Annotated in this window: 28 protein-coding genes; 20 read left to right on the plus strand and 8 right to left on the minus strand. The window is 65.0% G+C overall.

The window, feature by feature from the left end:
• Positions 1–9 precede the first annotated feature (9 nt).
• Positions 10–1635 (plus strand): alkaline phosphatase D family protein, encoded by a 1626-nt coding sequence (locus U1739_RS16905; protein WP_332709743.1) that lies wholly within the window; start codon positions 10–12, stop codon positions 1633–1635.
• A 141-nt stretch (positions 1636–1776) separates the two neighbouring features.
• Here the strand turns inward: U1739_RS16905 and ubiG are convergent, their stop codons facing one another.
• Positions 1777–2550 (minus strand): bifunctional 2-polyprenyl-6-hydroxyphenol methylase/3-demethylubiquinol 3-O-methyltransferase UbiG, encoded by a 774-nt coding sequence (ubiG, locus tag U1739_RS16910; protein ID WP_332709744.1) that lies wholly within the window; start codon positions 2548–2550, stop codon positions 1777–1779.
• A 51-nt stretch (positions 2551–2601) separates the two neighbouring features.
• Here ubiG and U1739_RS16915 point away from each other — a divergent pair, with 51 nt between their 5' ends.
• Positions 2602–3873 (plus strand): aspartate kinase, encoded by a 1272-nt coding sequence (locus tag U1739_RS16915; RefSeq protein ID WP_332709745.1) that lies wholly within the window; start codon positions 2602–2604, stop codon positions 3871–3873.
• Between the two features lie 4 nt (positions 3874–3877).
• On the opposite strand, the gene U1739_RS16920 is transcribed toward U1739_RS16915, so the two are convergent.
• Positions 3878–4249: a response regulator gene (locus tag U1739_RS16920; protein WP_332709746.1), complete on the minus strand. Its 372-nt coding sequence runs from the start codon at positions 4247–4249 to the stop codon at positions 3878–3880.
• Between the two features lie 134 nt (positions 4250–4383).
• The gene (locus tag U1739_RS16925; RefSeq protein WP_332709747.1) at positions 4384–4800 is read right to left on the minus strand and encodes a secondary thiamine-phosphate synthase enzyme YjbQ; all 417 of its coding nucleotides are present in this window, start codon (positions 4798–4800) and stop codon (positions 4384–4386) included.
• Between the two features lie 90 nt (positions 4801–4890).
• Here U1739_RS16925 and U1739_RS16930 point away from each other — a divergent pair, with 90 nt between their 5' ends.
• The 13 genes from U1739_RS16930 (at position 4891) to U1739_RS16990 (ending at position 13756) form a co-directional block, all read left to right on the plus strand.
• Complete coding sequence (locus tag U1739_RS16930) at positions 4891–5922, plus strand: NAD(P)H-dependent flavin oxidoreductase (protein ID WP_332709748.1); 1032 nt, start codon at positions 4891–4893, stop codon at positions 5920–5922.
• A 34-nt stretch (positions 5923–5956) separates the two neighbouring features.
• Positions 5957–6184 carry a FitA-like ribbon-helix-helix domain-containing protein gene (locus tag U1739_RS16935; RefSeq protein WP_332709749.1) on the plus strand — a complete coding sequence of 76 codons (228 nt, stop codon included), beginning with the start codon at positions 5957–5959 and terminating at the stop codon, positions 6182–6184.
• A gap of 84 nt (positions 6185–6268) precedes the next feature.
• Positions 6269–6628, plus strand: a complete 360-nt coding sequence (locus U1739_RS16940) for a type II toxin-antitoxin system VapC family toxin (protein ID WP_332709750.1) — start codon at positions 6269–6271, stop codon at positions 6626–6628.
• A 112-nt stretch (positions 6629–6740) separates the two neighbouring features.
• On the plus strand, positions 6741–7442 hold the full coding sequence (locus U1739_RS16945; RefSeq protein WP_332709751.1) for a hypothetical protein: 702 nt from the start codon (positions 6741–6743) through the stop codon (positions 7440–7442).
• 70 nt (positions 7443–7512) lie between these two features.
• The gene (ybgC, locus tag U1739_RS16950; protein ID WP_332709752.1) at positions 7513–7974 is read left to right on the plus strand and encodes a tol-pal system-associated acyl-CoA thioesterase; all 462 of its coding nucleotides are present in this window, start codon (positions 7513–7515) and stop codon (positions 7972–7974) included.
• Positions 7974–8672: a protein TolQ gene (gene tolQ / locus U1739_RS16955; RefSeq protein ID WP_332709753.1), complete on the plus strand. Its 699-nt coding sequence runs from the start codon at positions 7974–7976 to the stop codon at positions 8670–8672. The genes ybgC and tolQ overlap by 1 nt, the downstream gene beginning before the upstream one ends.
• 152 nt (positions 8673–8824) lie before the next feature.
• Positions 8825–9262, plus strand: coding sequence for a protein TolR (gene tolR, locus U1739_RS16960; protein WP_332709754.1), 438 nt, complete (start codon positions 8825–8827; stop codon positions 9260–9262).
• A gap of 34 nt (positions 9263–9296) precedes the next feature.
• Positions 9297–10238 (plus strand): cell envelope integrity protein TolA, encoded by a 942-nt coding sequence (tolA, locus tag U1739_RS16965; RefSeq protein WP_332709755.1) that lies wholly within the window; start codon positions 9297–9299, stop codon positions 10236–10238.
• Positions 10239–10248: 10 nt separating this feature from the next.
• Positions 10249–11622, plus strand: a complete 1374-nt coding sequence (gene tolB, locus U1739_RS16970) for a Tol-Pal system beta propeller repeat protein TolB (RefSeq protein WP_332709756.1) — start codon at positions 10249–10251, stop codon at positions 11620–11622.
• Positions 11623–11697: 75 nt separating this feature from the next.
• Complete coding sequence (pal, locus tag U1739_RS16975) at positions 11698–12210, plus strand: peptidoglycan-associated lipoprotein Pal (protein ID WP_332709757.1); 513 nt, start codon at positions 11698–11700, stop codon at positions 12208–12210.
• A gap of 189 nt (positions 12211–12399) precedes the next feature.
• Entirely contained in the window at positions 12400–13302 is a 903-nt protein-coding gene (locus U1739_RS16980; RefSeq protein WP_332709758.1) for an SPFH domain-containing protein, read from the plus strand.
• A 9-nt stretch (positions 13303–13311) separates the two neighbouring features.
• Positions 13312–13524, plus strand: coding sequence for a type II toxin-antitoxin system antitoxin (locus tag U1739_RS16985; protein WP_332709759.1), 213 nt, complete (start codon positions 13312–13314; stop codon positions 13522–13524).
• A complete protein-coding gene (locus U1739_RS16990) occupies positions 13517–13756 on the plus strand; it encodes a hypothetical protein (RefSeq protein WP_332709760.1) in 240 nt (79 codons plus the stop codon). The genes U1739_RS16985 and U1739_RS16990 overlap by 8 nt, the downstream gene beginning before the upstream one ends.
• Positions 13757–13760: 4 nt before the next feature.
• On the opposite strand, the gene U1739_RS16995 is transcribed toward U1739_RS16990, so the two are convergent.
• From U1739_RS16995 to U1739_RS17005, 3 genes are read right to left on the minus strand one after another with little or no spacing between them, the layout of a single operon-like run.
• Positions 13761–14606 carry a S1/P1 nuclease gene (locus U1739_RS16995; RefSeq protein ID WP_332709761.1) on the minus strand — a complete coding sequence of 282 codons (846 nt, stop codon included), beginning with the start codon at positions 14604–14606 and terminating at the stop codon, positions 13761–13763.
• Positions 14607–14649: 43 nt separating this feature from the next.
• Positions 14650–15819: an acyltransferase family protein gene (locus U1739_RS17000; protein ID WP_332709762.1), complete on the minus strand. Its 1170-nt coding sequence runs from the start codon at positions 15817–15819 to the stop codon at positions 14650–14652.
• Between the two features lie 47 nt (positions 15820–15866).
• On the minus strand, positions 15867–17060 hold the full coding sequence (locus U1739_RS17005) for an acyltransferase family protein (protein ID WP_332709763.1): 1194 nt from the start codon (positions 17058–17060) through the stop codon (positions 15867–15869).
• Positions 17061–17154: 94 nt separating this feature from the next.
• On the opposite strand from U1739_RS17005, the gene ispG reads away from it, so the two are divergent.
• The 5 genes from ispG (at position 17155) to U1739_RS17030 (ending at position 20419) form a co-directional block, all read left to right on the plus strand.
• Positions 17155–18291 (plus strand): flavodoxin-dependent (E)-4-hydroxy-3-methylbut-2-enyl-diphosphate synthase, encoded by a 1137-nt coding sequence (gene ispG, locus U1739_RS17010; protein ID WP_332709764.1) that lies wholly within the window; start codon positions 17155–17157, stop codon positions 18289–18291.
• A 36-nt stretch (positions 18292–18327) separates the two neighbouring features.
• Positions 18328–18573 (plus strand): AbrB/MazE/SpoVT family DNA-binding domain-containing protein, encoded by a 246-nt coding sequence (locus U1739_RS17015; protein WP_332709765.1) that lies wholly within the window; start codon positions 18328–18330, stop codon positions 18571–18573.
• Between the two features lie 111 nt (positions 18574–18684).
• On the plus strand, positions 18685–19584 hold the full coding sequence (locus U1739_RS17020) for a DMT family transporter (protein WP_332709766.1): 900 nt from the start codon (positions 18685–18687) through the stop codon (positions 19582–19584).
• Positions 19581–20063: a GNAT family N-acetyltransferase gene (locus tag U1739_RS17025; RefSeq protein WP_332709767.1), complete on the plus strand. Its 483-nt coding sequence runs from the start codon at positions 19581–19583 to the stop codon at positions 20061–20063. Before U1739_RS17020 ends, U1739_RS17025 begins: the two co-directional genes overlap by 4 nt.
• On the plus strand, positions 20063–20419 hold the full coding sequence (locus U1739_RS17030; protein ID WP_332709768.1) for a TfoX/Sxy family protein: 357 nt from the start codon (positions 20063–20065) through the stop codon (positions 20417–20419). The genes U1739_RS17025 and U1739_RS17030 overlap by 1 nt, the downstream gene beginning before the upstream one ends.
• Before the next feature lie 47 nt (positions 20420–20466).
• Here the strand turns inward: U1739_RS17030 and ppa are convergent, their stop codons facing one another.
• Together ppa and U1739_RS17040 are read right to left on the minus strand one after the other, a co-directional pair.
• Positions 20467–21042 carry an inorganic diphosphatase gene (ppa, locus tag U1739_RS17035; RefSeq protein WP_332709769.1) on the minus strand — a complete coding sequence of 192 codons (576 nt, stop codon included), beginning with the start codon at positions 21040–21042 and terminating at the stop codon, positions 20467–20469.
• Between the two features lie 9 nt (positions 21043–21051).
• A complete protein-coding gene (locus U1739_RS17040) occupies positions 21052–22959 on the minus strand; it encodes a M61 family metallopeptidase (RefSeq protein ID WP_332709770.1) in 1908 nt (635 codons plus the stop codon).
• Positions 22960–23000: the final 41 nt, after the last annotated feature.

The raw sequence follows: 23000 nt of genomic DNA on the forward strand, positions 1-23000 counted from the left end.
AGATACGTTGTGGAATTCACTGTCGATCGTCGTTCGCTGTTGCTCACCGGCACGCTGGGGCTGGGGGCATTCGCCGTGCCCGGGTTCGCGCAGAGCCTGACCGTCGCCAGCGCGCGCGGCTTCACCCATTCGGTGGCGAGCGGCGAACCGGCGAGCGATTCGATGCTGCTGTGGACGCGCTATGTGCCGGCGAATGGCGGCGCGGTCGAACTCAAGGTCGAGCTGTCGGAACAGCCCGATTTCGCGAAGGTCGCGGGCGGCGGCGTGCAGATCACCGGACCGTGGCGCGATCACACCGCCAAGATCACCGTCGCTGGCCTCAAGCCCGGCACGTCCTACCATTTCCGCTTCATCGCGCCCGACGGTACGATGTCGCCGGTCGGTCGTACTAAGACGCTGCCCGAGGGGCGCACGGACAAATTCCGCGCCGCGATCTTCTCCTGCTCGAACATGGCGTTCGGCTATTTTAATGCCTATGCCCATGCCGTGGCGCGCGACGATCTCGATCTGGCGATCCATCTCGGCGACTATTTCTACGAATATAAGCCGGGCGGTTATCCCTCGCTGGCCGATACGGTCGGCGGGCGTATTCCGCTGCCGGCCAGCGAATTGTACCATCTGGCTGATTATCGCCTGCGTTATGGCAGCTATCGTGCCGATCCCGATCTGCAGGCGCTGCACGCCAAACTGCCGATGATCGCGCAATGGGACGATCATGAATCCGCCAATGATGCCTGGGAAGGCGGCGCGGAAAATCATCAGGCCGACGAGGGCGATTGGATCGCGCGCAAGGCTGCGGCGATCCAAGCGTTCCGCGAATGGATGCCGGTGTCGGACGAGCCGTGGAAGGCCTATGATATCGGCGGCCTGGCCACCTTGTTCCGCACCGAGACGCGCCTGCTCGCGCGCACCGAACAGCCCGATATCGCGCCCTTGTTCAAGGAAAAGGACCCGATGGCGGCGCTCGCGGCGTTCCGCGACGGTGTCTATATGGATCCGGGCGCGACGATGATGGGGTCGCAACAGGAAGTATGGCTCGATCACGCGCTGCGTGCCTCGGTCAAGGCCGGGCAGAAATGGCAGGTGGTCGGCTTCGGCACGATCATGGGCAAGACCAGCACGCCGGCCGATGCCGCTGGCTGGATCGCCGCCGACGCACCGGCGCGGGTCAAGCGCTATGTCGAGGGCGGGCTGATGGCGTCCAAGGTCGGGCTGCCCAATAATCTCGACGGCTGGGGCGGCTACCCTGCGGCGCGCGCGCGCTTTCTCAAGGGCGCGCAGGCGGCGGATGCCAATCTCGTCGTCATTTCGGGGGATAGCCATAATGCCTGGGCCTACGATCTGGGGCAGGACGGCCGCGCCGCGGGCGTCGAATTCGCTGGGCACGCAGTGACCTCCGGCGGCTATGAAAGCGCGCTCGTTGCGGATCCGAAGGTGGTGGCCGCTGGATTGGTGCGCGCCAATCCGGAGCTCAAATGGTGCGACACATCGCGGCGTGGATATATGGCGCTGACCTTGACGCCGGAGCGGGTGACCAACGACTGGATCATGGTCGATAGCGTGAAGGCGAAGTCGGCGCGGGGGACGATCGGGCACACGGCCACGGTGCAGCGCGGGCGGAATGTGATGGCGTAAATCCTTCCCGGCACGGGGAGGTGGCAGCCGAAGGCTGACGGCGGGGGGTGGCCGGCAACGCAACGGTAGGCGTTCGCGGAGGTCCCCCTCCACCATTCGGCTGAAGAAGCCGAACGGTCCCCCTCCCCGTGCCGGGGAGGATTAATCGCGTACTGCGGTTATGAAATAATCCAGCTTGGTATCGTCGCTCAGGACGAAACCCTTCGAAACCGAAAACCCCAACCCCCGCGTATCGATCACGTGCAAGCCCGCCGCGTCGATCAACGCCGTCAGTTCGGCGGGGGTGAGGAACTTGTCCCAATCGTGGGTGCCCCGGGGAATGCCGCCGAGCCGCTCGCCCACCCCGATCAGCGCCAGCCGCGATAATGCCGTCCGGTTTGGCGTGGAGATCACCAGCAGCCCGCCCGGCGCGATCGCTCCGGCAAGCCCGCGCACGAACCCGCCGGGATCGCTGACATGCTCGATCACTTCGAGCGACGTCACCAGATCGAACGTCTCGCCACCTAAATCCTCGACGCTGCCCACGCGGTAATCGATGTCCAGCCCCGCCTGCGCCGCATGGACCTGCGCGGCAGCAATATTCTCCGGCGCCGCATCCAACCCGGTCACCTGTGCACCAAGCCGCGCTAACGGCTCGCACAGCAGGCCCGCCCCGCAGCCGACATCCAGCACGGTCTTGCCCGCGAGCGGCGTGAACCCGCTTCCGTCGAGCTGCCAATGCGCGTCGATCCGCTCGCGCAGATAGCGCAGCCGCGCCGGGTTCAGCTTGTGCAGCATCGCCGAGGAGCCCTGTGGATCCCACCAATCGGCCGCCATCGTGCCGAAATGCGCCGCCTCACGCGCATCGATCGTGCTGGAAATCGAGCTTGGGCTCGAAGGGACGATTGTCGTTACGGGGTCGCTTGCACTTATCATGCGGCGTTTCTATCAGCACGGCCTCCAAGCCAAAAGGACATAAAGGCTGCCATGGCGCGCATCGTGATGAAATTCGGCGGCACTTCGATGGCGGGGACGGAGCGGATCCGCATCGTCGCCGCGCGCGTGAAGCGTGAAGTCGAGGCCGGCAACCAGGTCGCGGTGGTCGTCTCGGCGATGGCCGGCGAAACCGATCGGCTGGTCAATTTCTGCCGCGAGGCGAGCTCGCTCTATGATCCGCGCGAATATGACGTGGTCGTCTCGGCGGGCGAGCAGATCACCAGCGGGCTGCTGGCGATCGCGTTGCAGGCGGTGGGGCTCAAGGCGCGCAGCTGGATGGGGTGGCAATTGCCGATCCGCACGTCTGACGGCCATGCCTCGGCGCGCATCGGCGAGATCGACACGACCGGGCTGATCGCCTCGCTAGAGCGGGGCGAAGTCGCGGTGATCCCGGGCTTCCAGGGTGTCGCCTCGGGCGAGCGCGTAACCACCTTGGGCCGAGGCGGGTCGGATACCTCGGCGGTGGCGATGGCGGCGGCGATGAAGGCCGATCGCTGCGACATCTATACCGATGTCGACGGGGTCTACACGACCGACCCCAGGATCGTGCCCCGTGCGCGCAAATTGAAGCGCGTGACGTATGAGGAAATGCTGGAACTGGCGAGCGTCGGTGCGAAGGTGCTGCAGACGCGCTCGGTGGGGTTGGCGATGAAGGAAAAGGTCCGAGTGCAAGTGCTGTCGTCGTTCGTCGACGAGCACGCGCCATTGGGCGATGCGGAACCAGGCACGTTGATCGTGAGCGAAGAGGATTTGGGTGACATGGAACGGCAATTGATCACGGGCATCGCGCACGACAAGAATGAGGCGAAGATCACGCTGACCAACGTGCCGGACAAGCCCGGCGCGGTGGCGGCGATCTTCGCGCCGCTGGCTGATGCCAATATCAACGTCGACATGATCATCCAGAATATCGCCCATTTGAAGGGGCAGGCAGCGCCCTCCACGGACGTGACGTTCACCGTGCCGGGCGCCGATCTGGCGCGCTCGCTCGATGTGCTGGGGCATGCGCAAAGCTCGATCGGCTATGCCGATCTGGTCCATGACACGCGCGTGGCGAAGATCTCGGTGGTTGGCGTGGGCATGAAGAGCCATGCCGGCGTGGCCTCCACCATGTTCAAGACGTTGGGCGAACGGGGGATCAATATCCTCGCAATCACCACGTCGGAGATCAAGGTCAGCGTGCTGATCGAGGAGGATTATACCGAACTGGCAGTACGCGTGCTGCACACCGCCTACGGGCTGGACGCCGAGGACGCCGCCTGAGGGATTAGTGGCGCGTCGGCAACGGCGCGCCACCGAAGAAGGCGCTGACCGTCTTGAGCAGCACGTCTGCCGAGACCGGCTTGGTCAGCAGCACGCCGTCGCTGGAATGATTGTCGCAGCGCTCGGGATAGCCGGTGATGAAGATCACCGGGATGTCGCCATGATCCGCCATGATCGTGTCGATCGCCGACACGCCCGAGCCTTGCGGTAGCTTGATATCCGACAGAATCAGCGCTGGTTTTTGCTGCCGCGCGGATTCGACGGCGTCGTCCTGCGTGCTGACCACCGAGATCGATGACGCTCCGGCCAGCGTGGCAATGTCTTTCAGATATTGTTGGAACAGATACATGTCTTCGATAATCAGAACGTGTCGCACCAACGCACCTCGGTTGTTCACGTCCCCCTAACAGCGTTTTTCTGGCAATGTTCCGGAAATTTCCCAGAGCAAACCTAGATCAATATATCTTCGATTAAGTCGAATTTGTTACAATCCAAGTTGATGCAGAGTAATCATTCGCCCAGCAAGTGCATGGCCACTCGACGTTGCATCGGCGCACGGCGATGCTCGAACAAATAGATGCCCTGCCACGTACCGAGCACCGGTCGACCGTGCGCCACGGGGATCGATAGGCTCGTCCCGGTCAGGGCGGCGCGCAGATGCGCTGGCATGTCGTCCGGGCCTTCGTCGTGATGTTCGTAGGTGCTGCTTTCCGGCGCCAGCGTGGCAAAATAGCGCTCGAGATCGCGGCGCGCGGCGGGCGCGGCATTCTCCTGGATCAGCAAGGAGGCCGAGGTGTGGCGCACGAATAGCGTCAATAAGCCCGTGGTCGTGCCGGTATCGGCCACCCACTGCACGACCGGATCGGTGAATTCGATCAAGCCAGGGCCGCGCGTTGCGAGGCTGAGTTCGCTGCTATGTTGTTCCATTTGCCGATGATGGCGACATTCCGCTCACGCCGCCACCCTGCGGGGGAAGCATGTTCCCGTCGCGCCGGAATTGCGTTAGGCGTCGCGGCCATGAGCGAACCAACTTCCATCGGCGCCGAGCGCCTGCAGCGGCGCATGGCGCGTGGCGTCGATTTCCTTGGCTCGGAGGTCGCGATCCTGTGCGGCGCGATGTCCTGGGTATCCGAGCGTAACCTTGTTGCAGCAATGTCCAATGCCGGCGGCTTCGGGCTGATCGCGTGCGGCGCAATGACGCCGGACCTGCTCGACCGCGAGATTGCCGGCACCAAGGCGCTGACGCGCAGGCCGTTCGGGGTCAACCTGATCACCATGCACCCGGCCTTGTTCGAGCTGATCGAGGTCTGCAACAAGCACAATGTCAGCCATGTCGTGCTCGCCGGCGGGCTGCCGCCGACCGGCAGCATCGATGCGATCAAGCAGAATGGCGCCAAACTGATCTGCTTCGCGCCGGCGCTGAGCCTGGCCAAGAAACTGGTCCGCTCGGGCGTCGATGCGCTGGTCGTCGAGGGCATGGAAGCGGGCGGGCACATCGGCCCGGTGTCCACCTCCGTGCTGGCGCAGGAAATTCTCCCCGATATCGCCGACAAGGTGCCGGTGTTCGTCGCCGGCGGGATCGGGCGTGGCGAGGCGATCGCCGGCTATCTCGATATGGGCGCGGCGGGCGTGCAACTCGGCACGCGCTTCGTCTGCGCGACCGAATCGATCGCGCACGCCAATTTCAAGAAGGCGTTCATCCGCGCCTCGGCCCGCGACGCCACCGCCAGCGTGCAGATCGACCCACGCCTGCCGGTGATTCCGGTGCGCGCGCTCAAGAATGCGGGCGGCGAGTTGTTCACCGCCAAGCAGCGCGAGGTCGCGCAGCTACTCGACGAGGGCAAGCTGGCGATGGGTGAGGCGCAATTGCAGATCGAGCATTATTGGGCCGGCGCGCTGCGCCGCGCGGTGATCGATGGCGATGTCGAACATGGCAGCCTGATGGCGGGCCAGTCGGTCGGCATGGTCACCAAGGAAGAACCACTTGCGGATATCCTCGCCACGCTGATGGCGGAAGCGGCGCACGCGTTGGAGAAACGCGCGGCGTGATTGCATAACGCAGGCTATTTGCTATTTTTAGGGAATGGCGACGGTCACTATCAGGGACTTGGATGAGGGCGCTTATGAGCGCTTGCAACGCGATGCCGACGTCAATCAGCGCTCGCTAGAGGCGGAAATCCGTGCACGCCTTGAAGGCATGCACATGCCTCGTTCCGAGGTGATCGAACGATTGCGCGCTACCAGGATCGATCCCGGACCGGACTATGAAGGCAGCGTGGCGCTGATTCGCGCGATTCGCGACGAACAGTAGCGATGCCGAGGACGTGATCGTCCTTGATGCCAGTTTTGCCGTGAAACTCTTGGTCGAGGAGGCCGACAGCGATGCCGCCGACCGATGTATCTCGGCATCGCTCAGGAGGTTGTCGCGCCAGACCTGATCATGGTGGAAGTGGCCCAGGCGATCGTACGGCGCGTGAACACCGGCGAGACGATCGCTGCAGAAGGTCGGGCTGCGCTTCGTTCCTGGCGCGCAATATTGGACGGCGGTGGTATCAGGCTGTTGCGCACGCTGCCGTCGCAGGTTGAGGCGGCGGGCGACCTCGCGATAAGGCTCGGCCATCCGGTAAAGGATTGTATCTATTTGCTGCTTGCGATGGAACGCGACAGCATGCTCATGACATGCGACGTCAAATTCGCGGCCAAAGCGCGCGTCCTTTACCCAGCGATCAGGCTTCTATCGGACTATGACGCTTGATGCGTCGCCGTGCTTCACCCGACTAATGCGGGGAAGCACGCCACATCTCGATAACGCCTTCTTAACCGTCTTTGCGCCATGACAGCTGCGCCGGGGGGCGACGGAGAGTTCGATGACGCGCCTGTCCTGTGCCCTTATCCTGACGCTTACCACCGCGCTCACCGCCTGCGCCTCGCAGCCCAAACCTGTCGCTGTCGTCGTGCCGATCGCACCGCCGCCGGTGGTGGTGGCGATGCCGGCAGGCACCTATCCTGGCATGCCCGTTCCAGCGCTGCTCGCCGACGGGAGTTACGCTACGCCGAATCAAGGCATCTCGGCGGCGGCGAGCGTGTGGCATTTTCGCGCCGGGCTGAACTTCGCCGCGCTCGGCTGTCGCGGTGCGCAGGAAAATACCATCGTCGCCGGGTATAATGCCATGCTGACGGCGCAGAAGCCGGTGCTGGCGCGCGCCGAGGCCATGCTGGCGAGCGAGTTCCGCGCCACCGGCGGCGCGACGTGGCGCGACGCCTATGACGATGCGATGACGCGGCTGTACAATTATTATGCACTGGCCCCGGCGCGCGCCGCCTTGTGCGAGACCGCCAACCGACTGCTGACCGAAGCGCAGGGCGTGACGCCAGAGGCCTTCCCCGCCTTCGCCGCCGCGCAGTTGCCCGAGCTCGATCGCAGCGTCACCGACGTCTATCGCGCCTATGACGCGTGGCGCCAGCAACGTCCGCAGGTCAGCTATGCGCTGGCCGCCAATACGGCGATGACGCAGGCCCCGCGCACGCCGTGGATCGAGGTTGATCCGGCCGTGCTGCGCATGCCCTGATCGCCGCCATCGGGGCAACCCGGTGGTTAACGGGGTTCCTTACCGGGCCGGGCTTCGCTAGGACGCGGTGATGGCATCGTCACACGATTTGCCCGTCGGAGGCCGCTTCGAGGGCACGCAGCACCGTTTTCCGGTACGCGTGTATTTCGAGGATACCGATCTCTCGGGCGTGGTCTATCACGCCAATTACCTGCGCTACATGGAGCGCGCGCGATCCGACATGCTGCGGCTGGCGGGCATCGATCAGCGCGGGTTTCACGATGCGGGCGAGGGGGCTTATGCGGTGAGCGAGATCGCGATCAAGTATCGCCGCCCCGCCAAACTCGACGACGCCCTGGTCGTCGTCACCGAATTGACCGCGATCCGCGCCGCTTCCGTCGATATTCATCAGCGGGTCATGCGCGGTGATGAGATAGTGAGCGATGCTGACGTCACGGCGGCCTTGGTAGCGGCATCGGGCCGCCCGCGCCGCCAACCGCGCGAATGGATCGAGGCGTTCGAACGCCTCCTGGTACCGGGAACGAGCAAGTAATGGACGTCATTCTGAATACCGACGCCGCGACCATGTCGCCGATCGCGCTGTTTCTACAGGCCGATTGGGTGGTCAAGTTCGTCATGATCGGGCTGCTTTTAGCCAGCATCTGGACCTGGGCGATCATCATCGGCTTCGCCACCAAGCTGGGCCGGACGCGTAAGAAGGTCGAGCGGTTCGAGCGCGATTTCTGGAAGGCCGAGGATATCGACGCTTTCTACCGCATCGAGGGCGAGAACGATTTGCCGATCGCGCGCGTCTTCTCCGCCGGCGTGACCGAATGGCGCCGCTCGACCGCCAGCGGCACGGTCGATCGCGACGGTACGCGCGAACGGCTGGCGACCTCGATGGGCGCGGCAGTGGCGGGCGAGATCGACAAATTGTCCGATCGGCTCAACATCCTGGCAACGGTTGGCTCTGTTGCGCCGTTCGTCGGGCTGTTCGGCACGGTATGGGGTATCATGCGCAGCTTCACAGCGATCGCCTCGGCACAGAACACTTCGCTGTCGGTGGTCGCACCCGGCATTGCCGAAGCGTTGTTCGCCACCGCGATCGGCCTGTTTGCGGCCATCCCGGCGGTGATCGCCTACAACCGCTTCAGCCACGGCATCAACCGCATCGAAGCGCGGCTGAACCGCTTCGCCGATGGCTTTCATGCCACGCTTAGCCGCCAGCTCGAGAGTGAGACACGGCGATGAGTGGGGCTCTTCATTCCTCCCCGGAACGAGGAGGGGGACCGCCTGCTTTCTTCAAGCGGGTGGTGGAGGGGGCTCTCCACGAACGGGCGCGCTGCCGGCCCACCCCCTCCGTCACGCTTCGCGTGACACCTCCCCGTGCCGGGGAGGAGTAGATGTCCATGAACCTTCCCTCCCAGCGGGGCCGTGGGCGGCGCGCGCCGATGGCGGACATCAACGTCACGCCGTTGGTCGACGTGATGCTCGTGCTGCTGATCATCTTCATGGTCACCGCGCCGTTGCTCACCGCCGGCGTGCCGGTCAACCTGCCCGACAGCCGCGCCAAGGCGCTCGATCAGGATCAGGCGCCAGTGCAGATCTCGCTCGACGAAGCCGGCAAGATGTATGTCGAGGACCAGGAAGTGACCGACGCGATCCTGCCCGACGTGTTGCAGCAGATCGCGTCCAAGGCCGAAGCGGGCAAGCCGCCGCAGGTGTTCCTGCGCGCCGATCGCAAGCTCGATTATGGCCGCGTGATGCGGGTGATGGGCGAACTCAACCTGGCGGGGCTCAACCGCGTTTCGCTGGTCACGGTGGGCGACGAGCGCAAGTGAGCGCGGCCATCGCCTGGATCGCGAGCTGACGCGGATGGAACGGACCGAAAAGATCGGGCTCGGTGCCGCGCTGGCCGGCCATGCCGTGCTGTTCGGCTTGCTGTCGGCCGGCTTTCTGTCGGGCCCGGAGCCCGACCAGCCCAAGTCGATCCCGGTCGATATCTCGCTGGTCGACAATGTCGCGTTGGAGCAGACCGCGCCGCCTGCGCCCGAGCCGCCGGCCCAATCCACGGCGCCCGAAATCGCGCCGCCCGAAGACGCCGCGCCGCCCGCGCCAGCCGAGGCCGAGCCCGAACCGGCGCCGGCGCCCGCGCCGCCGGTCAAGCAGCCCGCCCCCGCGCCGGCGCCCAAACCCGTTCCCAAGGCGCCGCCCAAGCCGCCGCAGAAACCGGTCGCTGCGCCCGCCAAAACCCCGCCCAAGGCCAAGCCCGCCCCGGCCAAGGTCGCTGCAGCGCCGGCCAAAGCGCCGAGCAAGCCCGCTGCCGCGCCGGCCAAGGTGGCCAGCGCCAAACCTTCTACCGGCACCAAGCCCGGCGCGCCGAAGCGTAAGCCCGGCGGGTTCACCCTGTCCGATTCGACGCTGAAGGGCGTTTCGGCCGCGCCGTCGCCGTCCAAGGCGCCGAACCCGCCCGGCGCGACGATGAGTGCGACCGCGGCCGCCGATATCGGCTCGGCGATCAAGCGCCAGGTTCAGCCGTGCGCGGCGCAACAGAAGGTGTCCGGCCCCGGCGTGTCGCGCATCGTCGTGACGATCCGGCTGCAGCTCAACAAGGACGGGTCGCTGAACGGGCGCCCGACCATCCCCGGCGCGCCGAGTGGGGTCGACGAAGAGAATCGTCGTTATGTCGATGCGGTGCAGCGCAGCGCGATCGCGGCCTTTGTCGGCTGCGCGCCTTTGCGTGGGCTGCCGCTAGAATTGTATGACGTGCCGCGTGGCTGGAAGACGTTCAGCCTGCGTTTCAAGCTGCCGGATTGAGGATTCGATCATGATGCTGACCCACAAATTGCTTGGCTTGGCGGCGCTGCTCGGCAGTACCGCATTGTATGCGCAGGACACGCCGCCTGCGGCCCCGGCGGCTGCCACCCCGGCGCCGGCCGACGAACTGGTCGTCGATGTCGAAGGCGGTATCGCTGCGCCGTTGGGCATCGCTATCCCGCCAATGCCGACGTCTGCGGTCGCCAGCACCGCCGCCGGCCGTACCGACGAGCTCGGCCGGCAGCTTGCGCAGATCGTCACCAACGATCTCAAGAATTCCGGCCTGTTCAAGCCGGTCGGCGGCGGCGCGCTGAAGGACGTGGCGTTCGGCGAAGTCACCGCCCCGGCCTTCGAGCATTGGAACGGCGCACAGGTCTCGGCGCTGGTACAGGGCTTCGTCCGCGCCAATGGCGACGGCACGCTGACCGTCGGTTGCTATCTCTACGACGTCGCCTCGCGCGGTGAACTCGCCCGGCAGGGCTTCGTCGTGCCGCCAGCCGATTGGCGCCGGGCGGGCCATAAATGCGCCGACATGGTCTATGCCAAGCTGACCGGGGAAGGCCCCTATTTCGACAGCCGGGTGGTCTATGTCTCGGAGACCGGCCCTAAGGGCAAGCGTATCAAGCGGCTGGCGATCATGGACCAGGATGGTGCCAGCCATCGTTTCCTGACCAACGGCCAGTCGATCGTGCTGACCCCGCGCTTCGCGCCGAACCAGCAGACCATCGTCTATATGAGCTATGTCGGCGATAAGCCGGCGATCTATGTCTACGACATCGGCAGCGGCAAGCAGCGGCTGCTGGTCAACAATCCCAACCTCACCTTCGCGCCGCGCGTTTCGCCGGATGGCAAATGGGTGCTGTTCTCGATGGCGGTGGCCGGCAATACCGATCTCTACCGCGTATCGATGGCGGGCGGGTCGCCGCAGCGGCTGACCGAATCGCCGGGCATCGACACCGGCGGCAGCTATTCGCCCGACGGCCGCCGCATCGTGTTCGAAAGCGATCGCTCCGGCGGGCAGCAGCTCTACACGATGAACGCCGATGGCTCGAACCAGCAGCGCATCTCCTTCGGTGGTGGGCGCTATGCCACGCCGGTGTGGAGCCCGCGGGGCGATCTGATCGCCTATACCCGCCTGGCGGGCAATTTCCGCATCGGCATCATGAACACCAGCGGCGGCAACGAGAAATTGCTTACCGACGACTGGCAGGACGAGGGCCCGAGCTGGTCGCCCAACGGCCGCGTGCTGACCTTCTATCGCCAGGGCCGCGGCGGCGGCGGCAAGGCCGATCTCTGGTCGGTCGATCTCACCGGGGTCAACGAACGCCGCATCGCGACGCCGCTCGATGGATCCGATCCCGGCTGGGGACCGTTACGCCCCTGACACCTAATCTACCGCGGTGCGCCGGGTGGCGCTTTTCGCTCGAGCACCGCACCCACGACCTGAAGGAGACACCCCATGGCCCGACTGACGACCACGATCCTGCTCGGCACCGCCTTGCTTGCGACCGCCGCCTGTTCGAAGAAGCGTCCCGAAGTGCTGCCGCCGGCCCCCGGCGGCGAAATCGGCTCGGGCTCTGGCACGGGCCAGTCGGGTGACGGCTTCGCGCCCGGCTCGCGCGGCGATTTCGAACGTTCGGTGACCAGCAACACGGTCAACTTCGCGCTCGACAGCTACGATATCGACGCGCGGGCGCGCTCGATTCTCGATACGCAGGCGCAGTGGCTGGCGCGCTATCCCAATGTGCCGATCAGCCTGGAAGGCCATGCCGACGAACGCGGCACGCGCGAATACAATCTTGCGCTCGGCGATCGCCGTGCCAATGCGGCGAAAAACTATCTCGCCGGCCGCGGCATCAATCCGGCGCGCATCTCGACGATCAGCTACGGCAAGGAACGCCCGATCGCGCTGGGTTCGGACGATGCCAGCTGGGCGCAGAACCGCCGCGCGGTGACCATCGTTTTGAACTGACAGTTTCCTCTCTCACCGGGAGGAACTGCCGTACAGCGGCTGGAAGGTGAAGGCGGCGCTGCTTCGGGCAGCGCCGCCTTTTCCATGTCGGCCGCTGCTTGCTCGTTCAATCTGTTGAGCGCACGGATTGCCCTTGCTTACCACCAGGCTCTGATATAAATATGATATCATATTTAACGGAGGGACGGTATGAGCGACGCATTGACTGGGGACCGCGCGATCAATCGATCGGCCGAGCGGCCAGCGCACACCTCGAGCGGTTATGTAATGCTGCTCGTGCTGCTAGTGTTTTTCGCGCTGGGCGTGTTCGGGGGCACGCAGATCGACGGCAATCCGGTGCTCGGCGGCACGCTGATCGTCGGTGCGTCGATCGTCATCCTGTTCGTGGCGTGCGGTTTCTATATGCAGCAGCCCAACCAGGCGACCGCGATCACCCTGTTCGGCGCCTATCAGGGCACCGATCGCCACACCGGCCTGCGCTGGCTGCTGCCATGGCTCGGCCGCAAGAAAGTGTCGCTGCGCGCCAACAACATGATTTCCGAGCGGCTCAAGGTCAACGATCTGCGCGGCAATCCGATCGAGATCGCCGCGCAGGTCGTGTGGCGCGTCACCGATACTGCCCAGGCGCTGTTCGACATCGACGATTACAAGGCGTTCGTCATCGTTCAGATCGAGGCCGCGGTGCGCACGATCGGCGCGCGCTATCCGTATGACGATTACGAGCATCAGGAGATCACGCTGCGCGGCAATCACGATCAGGTCGGCATGGAACTGCGCCAGGAGTTGATCGCGCGGCTGGTGACGGCCGGGCTGACGGTCGACGAATGCGGCTTTACGCATCTGGCCTATGCGCAGGAAATTGCCGGTGCGATGCTGCGGCGGCAGCAGGCGCAGGCGGTGGTCGCGGCGCGCCAGACTTTGGTCGAGGGCGCGGTCGGCATGGTCGAGATGGCGCTGACCCTGCTCAGCGAAAAGAATGTGGTGGAACTCGACGACGAGCGCCGCGCGGCGATGGTCTCGAACCTGATGGTGGTGTTGTGCGGCGATCGCGATGCGCAGCCGGTGGTCAACACGGGCACGCTGTATCAATAGGCGCGATTGGTGAGCGTACCCCCCAAAAAGGCCTTCGCGCTGCGTCTCGATCCGGCTTTGTACGGCGCGATCGAGCGCGCCGCGGCGACCGATCTGCGCAGCGTCAATGCCCAGGTCGAATGCCTGTTGCGCGAGGCGCTGGGACGACGCGGGGTCAAGCTGGATGCGCCGGTCAAGGCCAAGCGTGGCCGGCCGGCCAAGACGGAGACCGACGATGGCTGACGATGACGATGTGTGGTTCGAAGCGAAGCGGTTCGGCTATGGCGCGGGGTTGCCAGTGGCGTGGCAAGGCTGGGTGCTGCTCGGCGCCTATATCGCGCTAGTGATCGGCCTGAGCTTCGTGCTCAAGCCGCCGCATCCCGTGCCTTATTATGCGGTCGTCATAGTAGCGACGCTCGCCCTGATGCTGATTGCCGCGCGCCACACGCGCGGTGGCTGGCGGTGGCGGCCTTAGCCGTTCAGCGCAGCGCCTCGTCCAGCAAGCGCGCCAGGCGCAGCCCGCCGCGCTCAACCTGCAGCTTGGCCACTGGCACGAGCTTCTCGATCGTCGCTTGGTCGAGCATCGCCCGCGTCCCCGCCGGCGCGCACGCATCACCGCCCTGGGCGACCGCGTAAACCGAGTCATGCGCGACCTGCCAGCTCTCCCGGCTCCAATCTTCCACGCTGCCGGCCTGCACCGCGGCCTTTTCCGCCGCCGTGTAAGCCCGCACCGGGGAGGGCGGGGTGGAGATGGCGCGTTCCGCCAGATAGCCGTCCCAGATCGAATGCAGATTGAGCTTGTCCGGCGCATAATCGCCATATGCGGCCAGTGCCTGGTTGCCGCCGAGGTCGCTCCGGTCGCCAGCATGCAGCGGCTGATGCAGATCGCCGACGAAGTGGACCAGGAAGGCCAAGGCGATGACGCGTTCGCGTACCGGCACCTTGGAGTCCTTGAGCAATTTCACGTCGCGTTCGATCTGCGCCGACACGCAATTGCCGTCCTTGCACGCGGGCTTCAGCGCGAACGGGCGGCATACATCGACGTTCTGATAGTGCCACGAATAGGCATAGCTGAAGCGCGGGCCCAATTGCTTGATGCAATCTGCCCATACGCTGGCTTGTTCGATGGTGCGCGCCGGGCAGGTCGGCGTTTCGAGCAGTTTCTGCTGGCGGAGCAACGCGTCGATCTTGCCGCGCGTGGCCGGCGGCACATTGCGATAGGCGATGCTCGCCACCGTTTCGTGGCCATATTCCCAATATGCCCCGGCCGGGCCGGACAAAGCGAGCGTGAACAGTGCGACCAGCGCAGAGAGGAAGCGAATCATGCCTGTGCCTCTAGTCGCTCCGCCGGTCAGTCGTCGCCGGAAATCATGCTTCTTCGCTCGCCAATGTCGCCGTGGCCGGCGGATGCACCGGCCCGCGGCGGCGCAGCCCGATCAACGGTCGCAACCAGCGCACCTCGCGGCCGACCAGATAGAAGGCCCAGCATGCCGCCACCGTGCACACCACCAAGATGGCGAACTCGGCCATCGGATGCAGGCCGTAGGGCAGCAACGCCCCTTCGACGCCGACGATCACCGTCTGATGGATGATGTAGAAGGGAAACACCGCTTCGGTCAGCGTCGCGCGCCATGGATGGTCGTGGTTCCAATGCAGGTCGGCGAACCCGATCAGCGCGACGATCGCGCTCCACCCCTGCACCGCGCGCGCCGCGGAGAAGATATGGCCGTAGGGGAAGGGCGGCACGACGTTTACCGGCCAGGCATATTCGATGCCCACCACCACGGCATAGGCGCCGACGGCAACCACCGCTGCCCAGCGCCATAGCCGCGCCGTCGCGGCAAAGCCGGCGCGCGATCCGGCAAAGCCGAAGCCGAACAGGAAGGCGGGCAGATAGGTCGCATGCGCCACCCAATCGCCCCACACGGCGTGCGTCTCGCGCGCGCCGGGGAACAGCCAGGCGGAAACGGCGACCAGCCACAGCATCGGCAGGATCCACAGCCGGGTCCCCCCAAACAGCGTGTCAAAGCCGCGCTGGAGGCTGCGCCCGCCGAGCGAAGCCGCCGCCAGCAGGAGGATCATCGTGTATAGCCACAGATACAGGACGAACCACAGATGCTGCGTGGCCGGCAGGTAGATGCCGCCCAGCTTCGCGAAGCCGTAATAATGGTAGGCCAGGAAGTGCCAGAAACTAGCCCGATAGCCATGTTGCGTGGTCAGCTCGATCCACGGCTGCACCGGCACGATGAGGATCATGCCGAACAGCAGCGGCACCAGCAGTCGCGCCGAGCGCGATCGGGCGAACGCGCCCAGCCCGCTGCCCTTGCGCAGCAAGGCGCGGCTGGCATAGCCCGAGACGACGAACAGCAAGGCCAGCCGCCACGGATTGATCGCCATCATCGGGATCGCGACCCAGTCGACCGGATCGGCGGTCTGCGCGTGAAAACCCCACGGCACGAACACCATGCCGATATGATAGAAGATCAGCAACGCGAACGCGCCGATGCGAAGCCAGTCGAGACCGTAATGTCGTGCCATGCTGCGCCGCCTTTAGAGCATCGCCGCGCACTGGCCAGCGCCTTGCGTTAGGCCGGTTGCCGCACGTCCGGGGCGACGACGCGTGGCCGGGCGCGCAGCCCGATCAGCGGGCGCAACCAGTTCAGCTCCCGCCCGACGAGATAGAAGACCAGGCACGCGCCCGTCGTGCCGGCCAGGAGCAGGCCGAATTCGCTCCACGGCCCGAGCCCCAGCGGCAGCGTGAACCAGGCGAGCAGCACGATCACCGGATGATGCACCAGATAGAAAGGGAAGACCGCTTCGGCGAGCGTCGCGCGCCATGGATGGTCGCGATTCCAATAGGTTTCGGCGATGTGCAGGAGCAGCACGATCATGCCCCACGCCATTGCCAGCCGCGCCGCGCGGTCGAGCGCCATCACGGCGTGCGGCGGCACGTCACGCCCCTGGTAGAGCAATTCGATCGCCACCACGACGCCACCGGCCAGCACCGCGATGGCTGCCGCCAACGTCCAGGTTCGCCGCACCGCCGGCCATAACAGGCTGGAGCCGCCGAGCGCGAAGCCGAACAGGAAGATCGGCAGATATTCGGCATGGCCCGCCCAGTCGCGGAACAGCCCCTGGCGTTCGGGCACGACGAACATCAGCGCCAGCTTGGCCATGACGAGCACGGCGATCGGCGCCCAGATCAACCGCTGGCCCTCGGCAAGCCAGTCGAACCATCGGCGGATCGCTGCAATGCCGACGCCCCACAGCAGGACGGCGAGCACGATCGTATAGGCCCAGAGATAGACGACGAACCACAGATGCTCCCAGCTGGGAAATTCGACGCCGTAGAAAACTCCGTAGTGCCAATTGTCGCGTAGCCAGAAATGGCCGAGCTCGAAGGGATAGCCATGCGCGCGTACCCGCACCCACATTTCCAGCGGCACCAGCACAAGCATCGCAAACGCCAAGGGAATGCCGAGTCGAAGATTGCGCGATGCGACGAACGCGCGGATATCGCCCGATTTATCGAACAGCTTGGCGGACGCATAGCCGGACACCGCGAACAGCAGCGCCAGGCGCCACGGTGTGAGGATCGCCATCGGCACGATCAATTGCGGATAGGTATGCGCGGATTTCAGCACCCAATCCCACGGCGCGAACACCATGCTGATATGATAGAGGATCAGCAGCGCGAACGCGGCGATGCGCAGCCAATCCAGGCCGGAATGACGCTGGGCGGCGGCGCGTGGCACGCTGGCGGGGGCGAACGACACCATTCTATCTGCCTAATCGTCGTTGGTAAGCGAACCGTGAAGGGGCGGACTCAAGCATCGCTTGGCGCGCCTTTCGCGTAAGGGTATAGGCTGCCTCATGTCCATTCGTCCGTGGCGCGATATCACGCGTCGTCAGAGCCGCCAGATCATGGTCGGCAACGTCCCCGTCGGCGGCGATGCGCCGGTCACCGTGCAAACGATGACCAACACGCCGACCAGCGACCCGCGCGCGACGATCGATCAGATCCGTCGCTGCGAGGATGCCGGTGTCGACATCATCCGCGTCTCTTGCCCCGATGTGGAAAGTACGGCGGCGTTGAAGCAGATCGTGCGCGCGGCCCGCGTGCCGATCGTCGCCGACATCCATTTCCATTATAAGCGCGCGTTGGAAGCGGCGGATGCCGGCGCTGCCTGCCTGCGTATCAATCCCGGCAATATCGGCTCGTCGGATCGCGTGCGTGAAGTGGTCAACGCCGCCAAAGCCAATGGCTGCGCGATCCGCATCGGCGTCAACGCCGGCAGCCTCGAAAAGCATCTGCTCGAGAAATATGGCGAGCCATGCCCCGAGGCTTTGGTTGAGTCGGCGCTCGATCACATCAAGCTGCTGCAGGATCACGACTTCCACGAATTCAAGGTCGCGGTGAAGGCCAGCGACCTGTTCCTCGCCGTCGCCGCCTACCAACAGCTCGCCGAAGTCGTCGATTGCCCGTTGCACCTCGGCATTACCGAGGCCGGCGGGTTCGTCGGCGGCACGGTGAAGAGCGCGATCGGCATGGGCAGCCTGTTATGGTACGGCATCGGTGACACGATCCGCGTGTCGCTCTCGGCCGAGCCGGAAGAGGAAGTCCGCGTCGGCTTCGAAATCCTCAAAGCGCTCGGCATCCGCAACCGCGGCGTCCGCGTCGTCTCCTGCCCGTCTTGCGCGCGCCAGGGTTTCGATGTCATCCGCACCGTCCAGGCGCTCGAAGAACGCCTGCAACACATCCGCACGCCTTTGTCGTTGAGTGTCCTCGGCTGCGTCGTCAACGGCCCAGGCGAAGCGCGCGAAACCGATATCGGCCTGACCGGCGGCGGCAACGGCAAGCACATGGTGTATCTGTCCGGCGTTACCGATCATACGGTCAACAGCGAGGATATGCTCGAACACATCGTCAAGCTGGTCGAGAACAAGGCCGCCGAGATCGAGGCGTTCGAGGCGCAGGCAGCGGTCGCCGAGGCTGTGGCAGCGGAATAGGTCTTGTAGTAGATTTCAGGTCTCGGGAGACCTGATATGACCTATCATGCCAAAGTTATCGCCGGCGGAAAGATCGTTATCCCAGCTAATTTGCGGCGTGAGATGGGCATCAAGGACGGCGATTCGCTGGTTCTGTCACGCCATGAGGACGGCGGCCTCACCGTCAAGACGTTCGCGCAGGTCGTTAGCGACAGCCAGCGTAGAGCACGCGAGATTTTTGGTGCGGATTATACGGTTGATCCGTTTCTGGCCGAAAACCGGGCCGACTGGGGCGCGGAATGACGGTCGTCTTCGATGCTGCGGCATTGATGGCGCTGATGCTCGAGGCGCCGGGTGCCGACATTGCATGGGATCGCTCGAGGGGCGACTCGGCATCGACATCCGCCTGATCCGTTGACCCGCCGCGCCACCACTCCCGCGACCGCGTTTGCGGTCGCTGCGATCGGCATTGCCAGTTATTCGGTGATGGACGCGGTGATGAAAGGCATGTCGATCGCGCATGGCGCGTACAGCGCGGTGCTGTGGCGTTCGGTCGCCGGCGTCGTGCTGCTCGGGCCGCTGTTCCTGGTCACCCGGCGGCCGTGGCCGGGCCGGCCCGCTCTGATCCTCCACGTTTCGCGCGGCGCGGTGGCGGGGGCGTCGGTATTGCTGTTCTTCTGGGGGCTGGTGCGCGTGCCCATGGCGCAAGGGGTGGCACTCACCTTCCTTGCGCCGCTGATCGCCTTGTTCCTGGCGGCCGCCACGCTGGGCGAAACGATCCGGCGCGCCGCGATCGGCGGCTCGCTCGTCGCCAGCCTCGGCGTGCTGGCGATCGCCGCCGGGCAATGGCAGGCGCATGCCTCGGCCGATGTCGTATGGGGCTCGTTGGCGATCGTGCTCGCCTCGATCCTGTATGCCGGCAGCCTGATCCTGCTGCGCCGCCAAGCGCAGATCGCCGATCCGCTGGAAGTCGCCTTGTTCACCAGCATCGTGCTGGCTGGGCTGCTGCTGCTTGGGAGCCCATGGTTCTCGACCATGCCGGCCGTCTCGCTATGGCCCGGCATCCTCGGTGCCGCCGCATTGGGCTCGGTCTCCGCGGTCCTGCTCGCCTGGGCCTATCGTCATGCCGAAGCGCAGGTGCTTGCCCCGGTCGAATATACCGCGTTCCTATGGTCGGCGATTCTGGGCTATCTGGTGTTTGGCGAGCATGTCACCGTGTGGACGGTGGCCGGCGCGCTGCTCATCATCGCGGGATGCCTGGTCGCGGTGCGCGGTAAGCCGGGCCCCGCACCACAGACCGAGGCTGCCGCATGACCATCACGATCCGCCCCGCCACGCCCGCCGATGTCGGCACGATCATGGGCTTCGTGCGCGAACTGGCCGAGTTCGAGCGCGAGCCGGAGGGCGTGACGTCGACCGAGGCGACCATGGATGAGGCGCTGTTCGGCGCGCATCCGGCGGCCGAGGCGATCATCGCCGAACAGGATGGCGTGTCCGTCGGCATGGCGGTGTTCTATCACAATTTTTCGACCTGGACCGGGGTGCGTGGCATCTGGCTCGATGATCTGTACGTCACGCCGGCCGCCCGTGGTTCTGGCGCGGGGCGCGCGCTGCTCGGCCATCTTGCCGGCATCGCCGTGGATCGCGGTTGCGCGCGGTTCGAATGGTGGGTGCTCGACTGGAACGCGCGGGCGATCGAATTCTATCAAAAGGTCGGTGCCGAACCGATGCGCGACTGGACCACGCAGCGCGTCTCCGGCGCGGCGTTGCACAAGCTGGCCGGTCGCGGCTGATGGCGGTGGATCAGGGCCTGATCGACTGGGTCGCCGAGGCGCTCGCGCCGCTCGGCACGGTCTCCAAACGCGCGATGATGGGCGGCGCGACGCTCTATCTCGATGGCACGATCTTCGCGATCGCCGATGACGGCGCTTTGTGGTTCAAGGCCGATGCGGTGAGCGATGCCGCGTGGGATGCGGCGGGATGCGCGCGCTTCACCTACGAGATGGGCGAGGGCCGCACCGGCCAAATGAACTATCGCCGTGCGCCGGACGAGGTCTATGACGATGCGGCGGCGATGCAGCAGTGGGCGGCGCTGGGTGTGGCCGCCGGCCTGCGTGCCCCGGCAAAGAAGCGGACCAAGCGACCCTAGGCTCGCACGGGGTGACTGGTGCGTGGAAACCCACGCACCGGTCGGCCTCAGTCCTGCTGTGCGGTCTCGCCCGGTGCGCTGTCGCCCGCGGCCTTTGCGTCCTCATAGCGCTGGATCGCTTCGATCACGACCTTGCGTGCTTCGTCACGGTCGCCCCATTTGCCGACGCGGACCCACTTCTTCTTTTCCAAATCCTTGTAGTGGGTGAAGAAGTGCTCGATCTGCTCGAACACGATTTCGGGCATGTCGCCACGCTCGTTGACGTTGGAATAATAGGGAAAGGTCGAATCGACCGGCACGCAGACCAGCTTTTCGTCGCCGCCGGCCTCGTCTTCCAGGTTCAGCACGGCGATCGGCCGCGCCCGCACGACACAGCCCGGAATGAACGGCGAGCGCGCGACCACCAGCGCGTCAAGCGGATCGCCATCGGGCGACAAGGTGTGCGGCACGAAGCCGTAATTTGCCGGATAGCGCATCGGCGTGTGCAGGATGCGATCGACGAACAAGGCGCCGCTGGCCTTGTCGAATTCATACTTTACGGGCTCGCCGCCGGTCGGGACTTCGATGATCACGTTGAGGTCGTCCGGCGGGCCTTTGCCGACGGGAATCATGTCGATACGCATTGAGACTTCCTATTTGGCTGCAAGAAGACGGTCGAGGCCGGCCTCTCCAGGGGCAATTTTCTCGAGGCGCGGATAGCGCGGGCCGCCATGATAGTCGATGGCCACGGCGCCGATCTTCTCGCCGTTCTTGACGAGCAGCTGGATCGGCTCCTTCGACGTCTTGGCCGCGACGATCGCGGCCTTGATCACCGTGTCGCTATAGGCCGTGCCGTTGACCGCGACGATCTTCGCGCCGACGTCGAGCGACGAGGCATAGGCCGGGCTGTTCCAGCCGACCCCGGTAACCTCGCCATCCTTGTCGAGCACGATGCCGATCGAATAGGTCAGGTCGACGCGCTTGTTGGTCGTCTCCGAATTCTTGAACGCGGGCGTCGGCTCGGCCGCATAGACGAGCTTGTAGCCATTGGCGACGAAGCCGGCGAGCGGCGCCGGCGCGCCCGTCTCGGTCAGCCTTTTGGTCAGCATGGCGCGCCAGTCATAGGGCTGCACCGCGTTCAGCGTCGCGACGACATCGTCGAACGTGTAGGTCACCTGGCCCCAATCGCCATTGTTGATGCCGAAGAACGCCTTGGCGAAATCGTCGATCGACTTGGTCCCGCCGGATTGTTTGCGCAGGATCGAATCGACCTCCATCCACACCAGCAGGCCTTCGTTGTAATAATCTTCCGAACGCTGATAGCTGGTCCAGCCCTTGGGCTTGCGCGCCGACATCACCGGATCGTTGGTCGTATCGACCATCGCGCGCCAATCGCGCGCCGGGCGATTGTCGAGGCTGGCGAGGATGCTGGCATACATGTCGAGCGTATCCTGCTTGGACACGATGCCCGAGCGCGCCTGCAGCACATAGCCCCAGAATTGCGTCTGGCCTTCATACACCCAGAGCAGCGAGCCGCGCATCGGCGTGCGATAATCCGGCGTCCACAGATCGGCGCCGCGGCGGAACTTGCCGTCCCAGCTATGCGTGTATTCGTGCGGCAGCAGGTTGCGCCCGCCGGGACCGTCCGACCATTTCAGGAAATAGCCCGGCTTCACGCCATTTTCGGACGAGCGATGATGCTCCAGCCCGATCCCGCCCAATTGGTCGCTGATCGACACCAGGAATTCGTACGTGTCGTAATGCTGCGCGCCGAAATTCTTCACGGCCTGATTGACCAGCCGCTTGTGCGCATCGATCTGCTCGGGCGTGGCGGCGAGCTCTTCCGGGCTGTCGGCGAACACGTTGAGGTTCACGCGTGGCGAGAGCGCCCATTTCTTATAGTAGCGCCCGGCCAGCACCGGCGAATCGACCAGCACTTCGTAATTGGTCGCTTCATAGCTGTACGTCGATCCCACCGCCCTGGACGGCAGGCCCGACGCTGCGCTCCAGCCGTCGGGATATTTCACCGTCGCCTTCACCGGGATCTGGCGCGTGAAATAGCCCGCCGGATACAGGCTCATCGAATTGAACTGCAGGCTCAGCATGTCCGGCGTCATCACCACGCGGCCCTGGTCCGCCTTGGTTGCCGAAAGGAATTTGAGATCCACCGTCAGCGTCTTGGCGCCCTTGGGCACGTCGATATGAAAGGCGAACACATCCACCGGATCGCGCGTCCATGCCACCGGCTTGCCGTTCGCGCTGATCACCAGCGCGGCAAGTTTTTCGATCTCGCCCCGCGGGCTATGCGCACCGGGCAGCCACTTCGGGTAGAGCAGAGTCATCGGCCCGGCGGCCGCGACGGGGATCGTCTGCTTCACGGTGAAGATGCCGCGCTTGGTATCGGTCGCGTCCACCGCGATGGTCATCGTGCCGGGATAAGGCAGATCGCGTGCAGCGGGGATCGTATCGACGAACGGCACCGGCTGCGGCTTGGAATTTTCGGCGAAAGCAGGGGTGGCAATGGTAGCGAGCAAGCTCGCGGTCAGGGCAAAGCGGTACATGAAGGCCTTTCGGCGGGAGGAAAGATGTGCGGGGATAACGC

It is taken from the genome of Parasphingomonas puruogangriensis, assembly GCF_036663635.1.
Taxonomy (GTDB): Bacteria; Pseudomonadota; Alphaproteobacteria; order Sphingomonadales; family Sphingomonadaceae; genus Sphingomonas.

Bases quoted from the DNA above. Each gene is read 5' to 3' on its own strand.
- tolA (WP_332709755.1), top strand. From the start codon at position 9,297: ATGGAACGGACCGAAAAGATCGGGCTCGGTGCCGCGCTGGCCGGCCAT.
- U1739_RS16915 (WP_332709745.1), top strand. From the start codon at position 2,602: ATGGCGCGCATCGTGATGAAATTCGGCGGCACTTCGATGGCGGGGACG.
- U1739_RS16990 (WP_332709760.1), top strand. From the start codon at position 13,517: ATGGCTGACGATGACGATGTGTGGTTCGAAGCGAAGCGGTTCGGCTAT.
- tolB (WP_332709756.1), top strand. From the start codon at position 10,249: ATGATGCTGACCCACAAATTGCTTGGCTTGGCGGCGCTGCTCGGCAGT.
- U1739_RS16930 (WP_332709748.1), top strand. From the start codon at position 4,891: ATGAGCGAACCAACTTCCATCGGCGCCGAGCGCCTGCAGCGGCGCATG.
- U1739_RS17040 (WP_332709770.1), bottom strand. From the start codon at position 22,959: ATGTACCGCTTTGCCCTGACCGCGAGCTTGCTCGCTACCATTGCCACC.
- U1739_RS16935 (WP_332709749.1), top strand. From the start codon at position 5,957: ATGGCGACGGTCACTATCAGGGACTTGGATGAGGGCGCTTATGAGCGC.
- U1739_RS17000 (WP_332709762.1), bottom strand. From the start codon at position 15,819: ATGGCACGACATTACGGTCTCGACTGGCTTCGCATCGGCGCGTTCGCG.
- ubiG (WP_332709744.1), bottom strand. From the start codon at position 2,550: ATGATAAGTGCAAGCGACCCCGTAACGACAATCGTCCCTTCGAGCCCA.
- U1739_RS16925 (WP_332709747.1), bottom strand. From the start codon at position 4,800: ATGGAACAACATAGCAGCGAACTCAGCCTCGCAACGCGCGGCCCTGGC.
- U1739_RS16995 (WP_332709761.1), bottom strand. From the start codon at position 14,606: ATGATTCGCTTCCTCTCTGCGCTGGTCGCACTGTTCACGCTCGCTTTG.
- U1739_RS16980 (WP_332709758.1), top strand. From the start codon at position 12,400: ATGAGCGACGCATTGACTGGGGACCGCGCGATCAATCGATCGGCCGAG.
- U1739_RS16940 (WP_332709750.1), top strand. From the start codon at position 6,269: ATGTATCTCGGCATCGCTCAGGAGGTTGTCGCGCCAGACCTGATCATG.
- ispG (WP_332709764.1), top strand. From the start codon at position 17,155: ATGTCCATTCGTCCGTGGCGCGATATCACGCGTCGTCAGAGCCGCCAG.
- tolQ (WP_332709753.1), top strand. From the start codon at position 7,974: ATGGACGTCATTCTGAATACCGACGCCGCGACCATGTCGCCGATCGCG.
- U1739_RS16945 (WP_332709751.1), top strand. From the start codon at position 6,741: ATGACGCGCCTGTCCTGTGCCCTTATCCTGACGCTTACCACCGCGCTC.
- U1739_RS17015 (WP_332709765.1), top strand. From the start codon at position 18,328: ATGACCTATCATGCCAAAGTTATCGCCGGCGGAAAGATCGTTATCCCA.
- ybgC (WP_332709752.1), top strand. From the start codon at position 7,513: ATGGCATCGTCACACGATTTGCCCGTCGGAGGCCGCTTCGAGGGCACG.
- ppa (WP_332709769.1), bottom strand. From the start codon at position 21,042: ATGCGTATCGACATGATTCCCGTCGGCAAAGGCCCGCCGGACGACCTC.
- U1739_RS17030 (WP_332709768.1), top strand. From the start codon at position 20,063: ATGGCGGTGGATCAGGGCCTGATCGACTGGGTCGCCGAGGCGCTCGCG.
- U1739_RS17025 (WP_332709767.1), top strand. From the start codon at position 19,581: ATGACCATCACGATCCGCCCCGCCACGCCCGCCGATGTCGGCACGATC.
- pal (WP_332709757.1), top strand. From the start codon at position 11,698: ATGGCCCGACTGACGACCACGATCCTGCTCGGCACCGCCTTGCTTGCG.
- tolR (WP_332709754.1), top strand. From the start codon at position 8,825: ATGTCCATGAACCTTCCCTCCCAGCGGGGCCGTGGGCGGCGCGCGCCG.
- U1739_RS17005 (WP_332709763.1), bottom strand. From the start codon at position 17,060: ATGGTGTCGTTCGCCCCCGCCAGCGTGCCACGCGCCGCCGCCCAGCGT.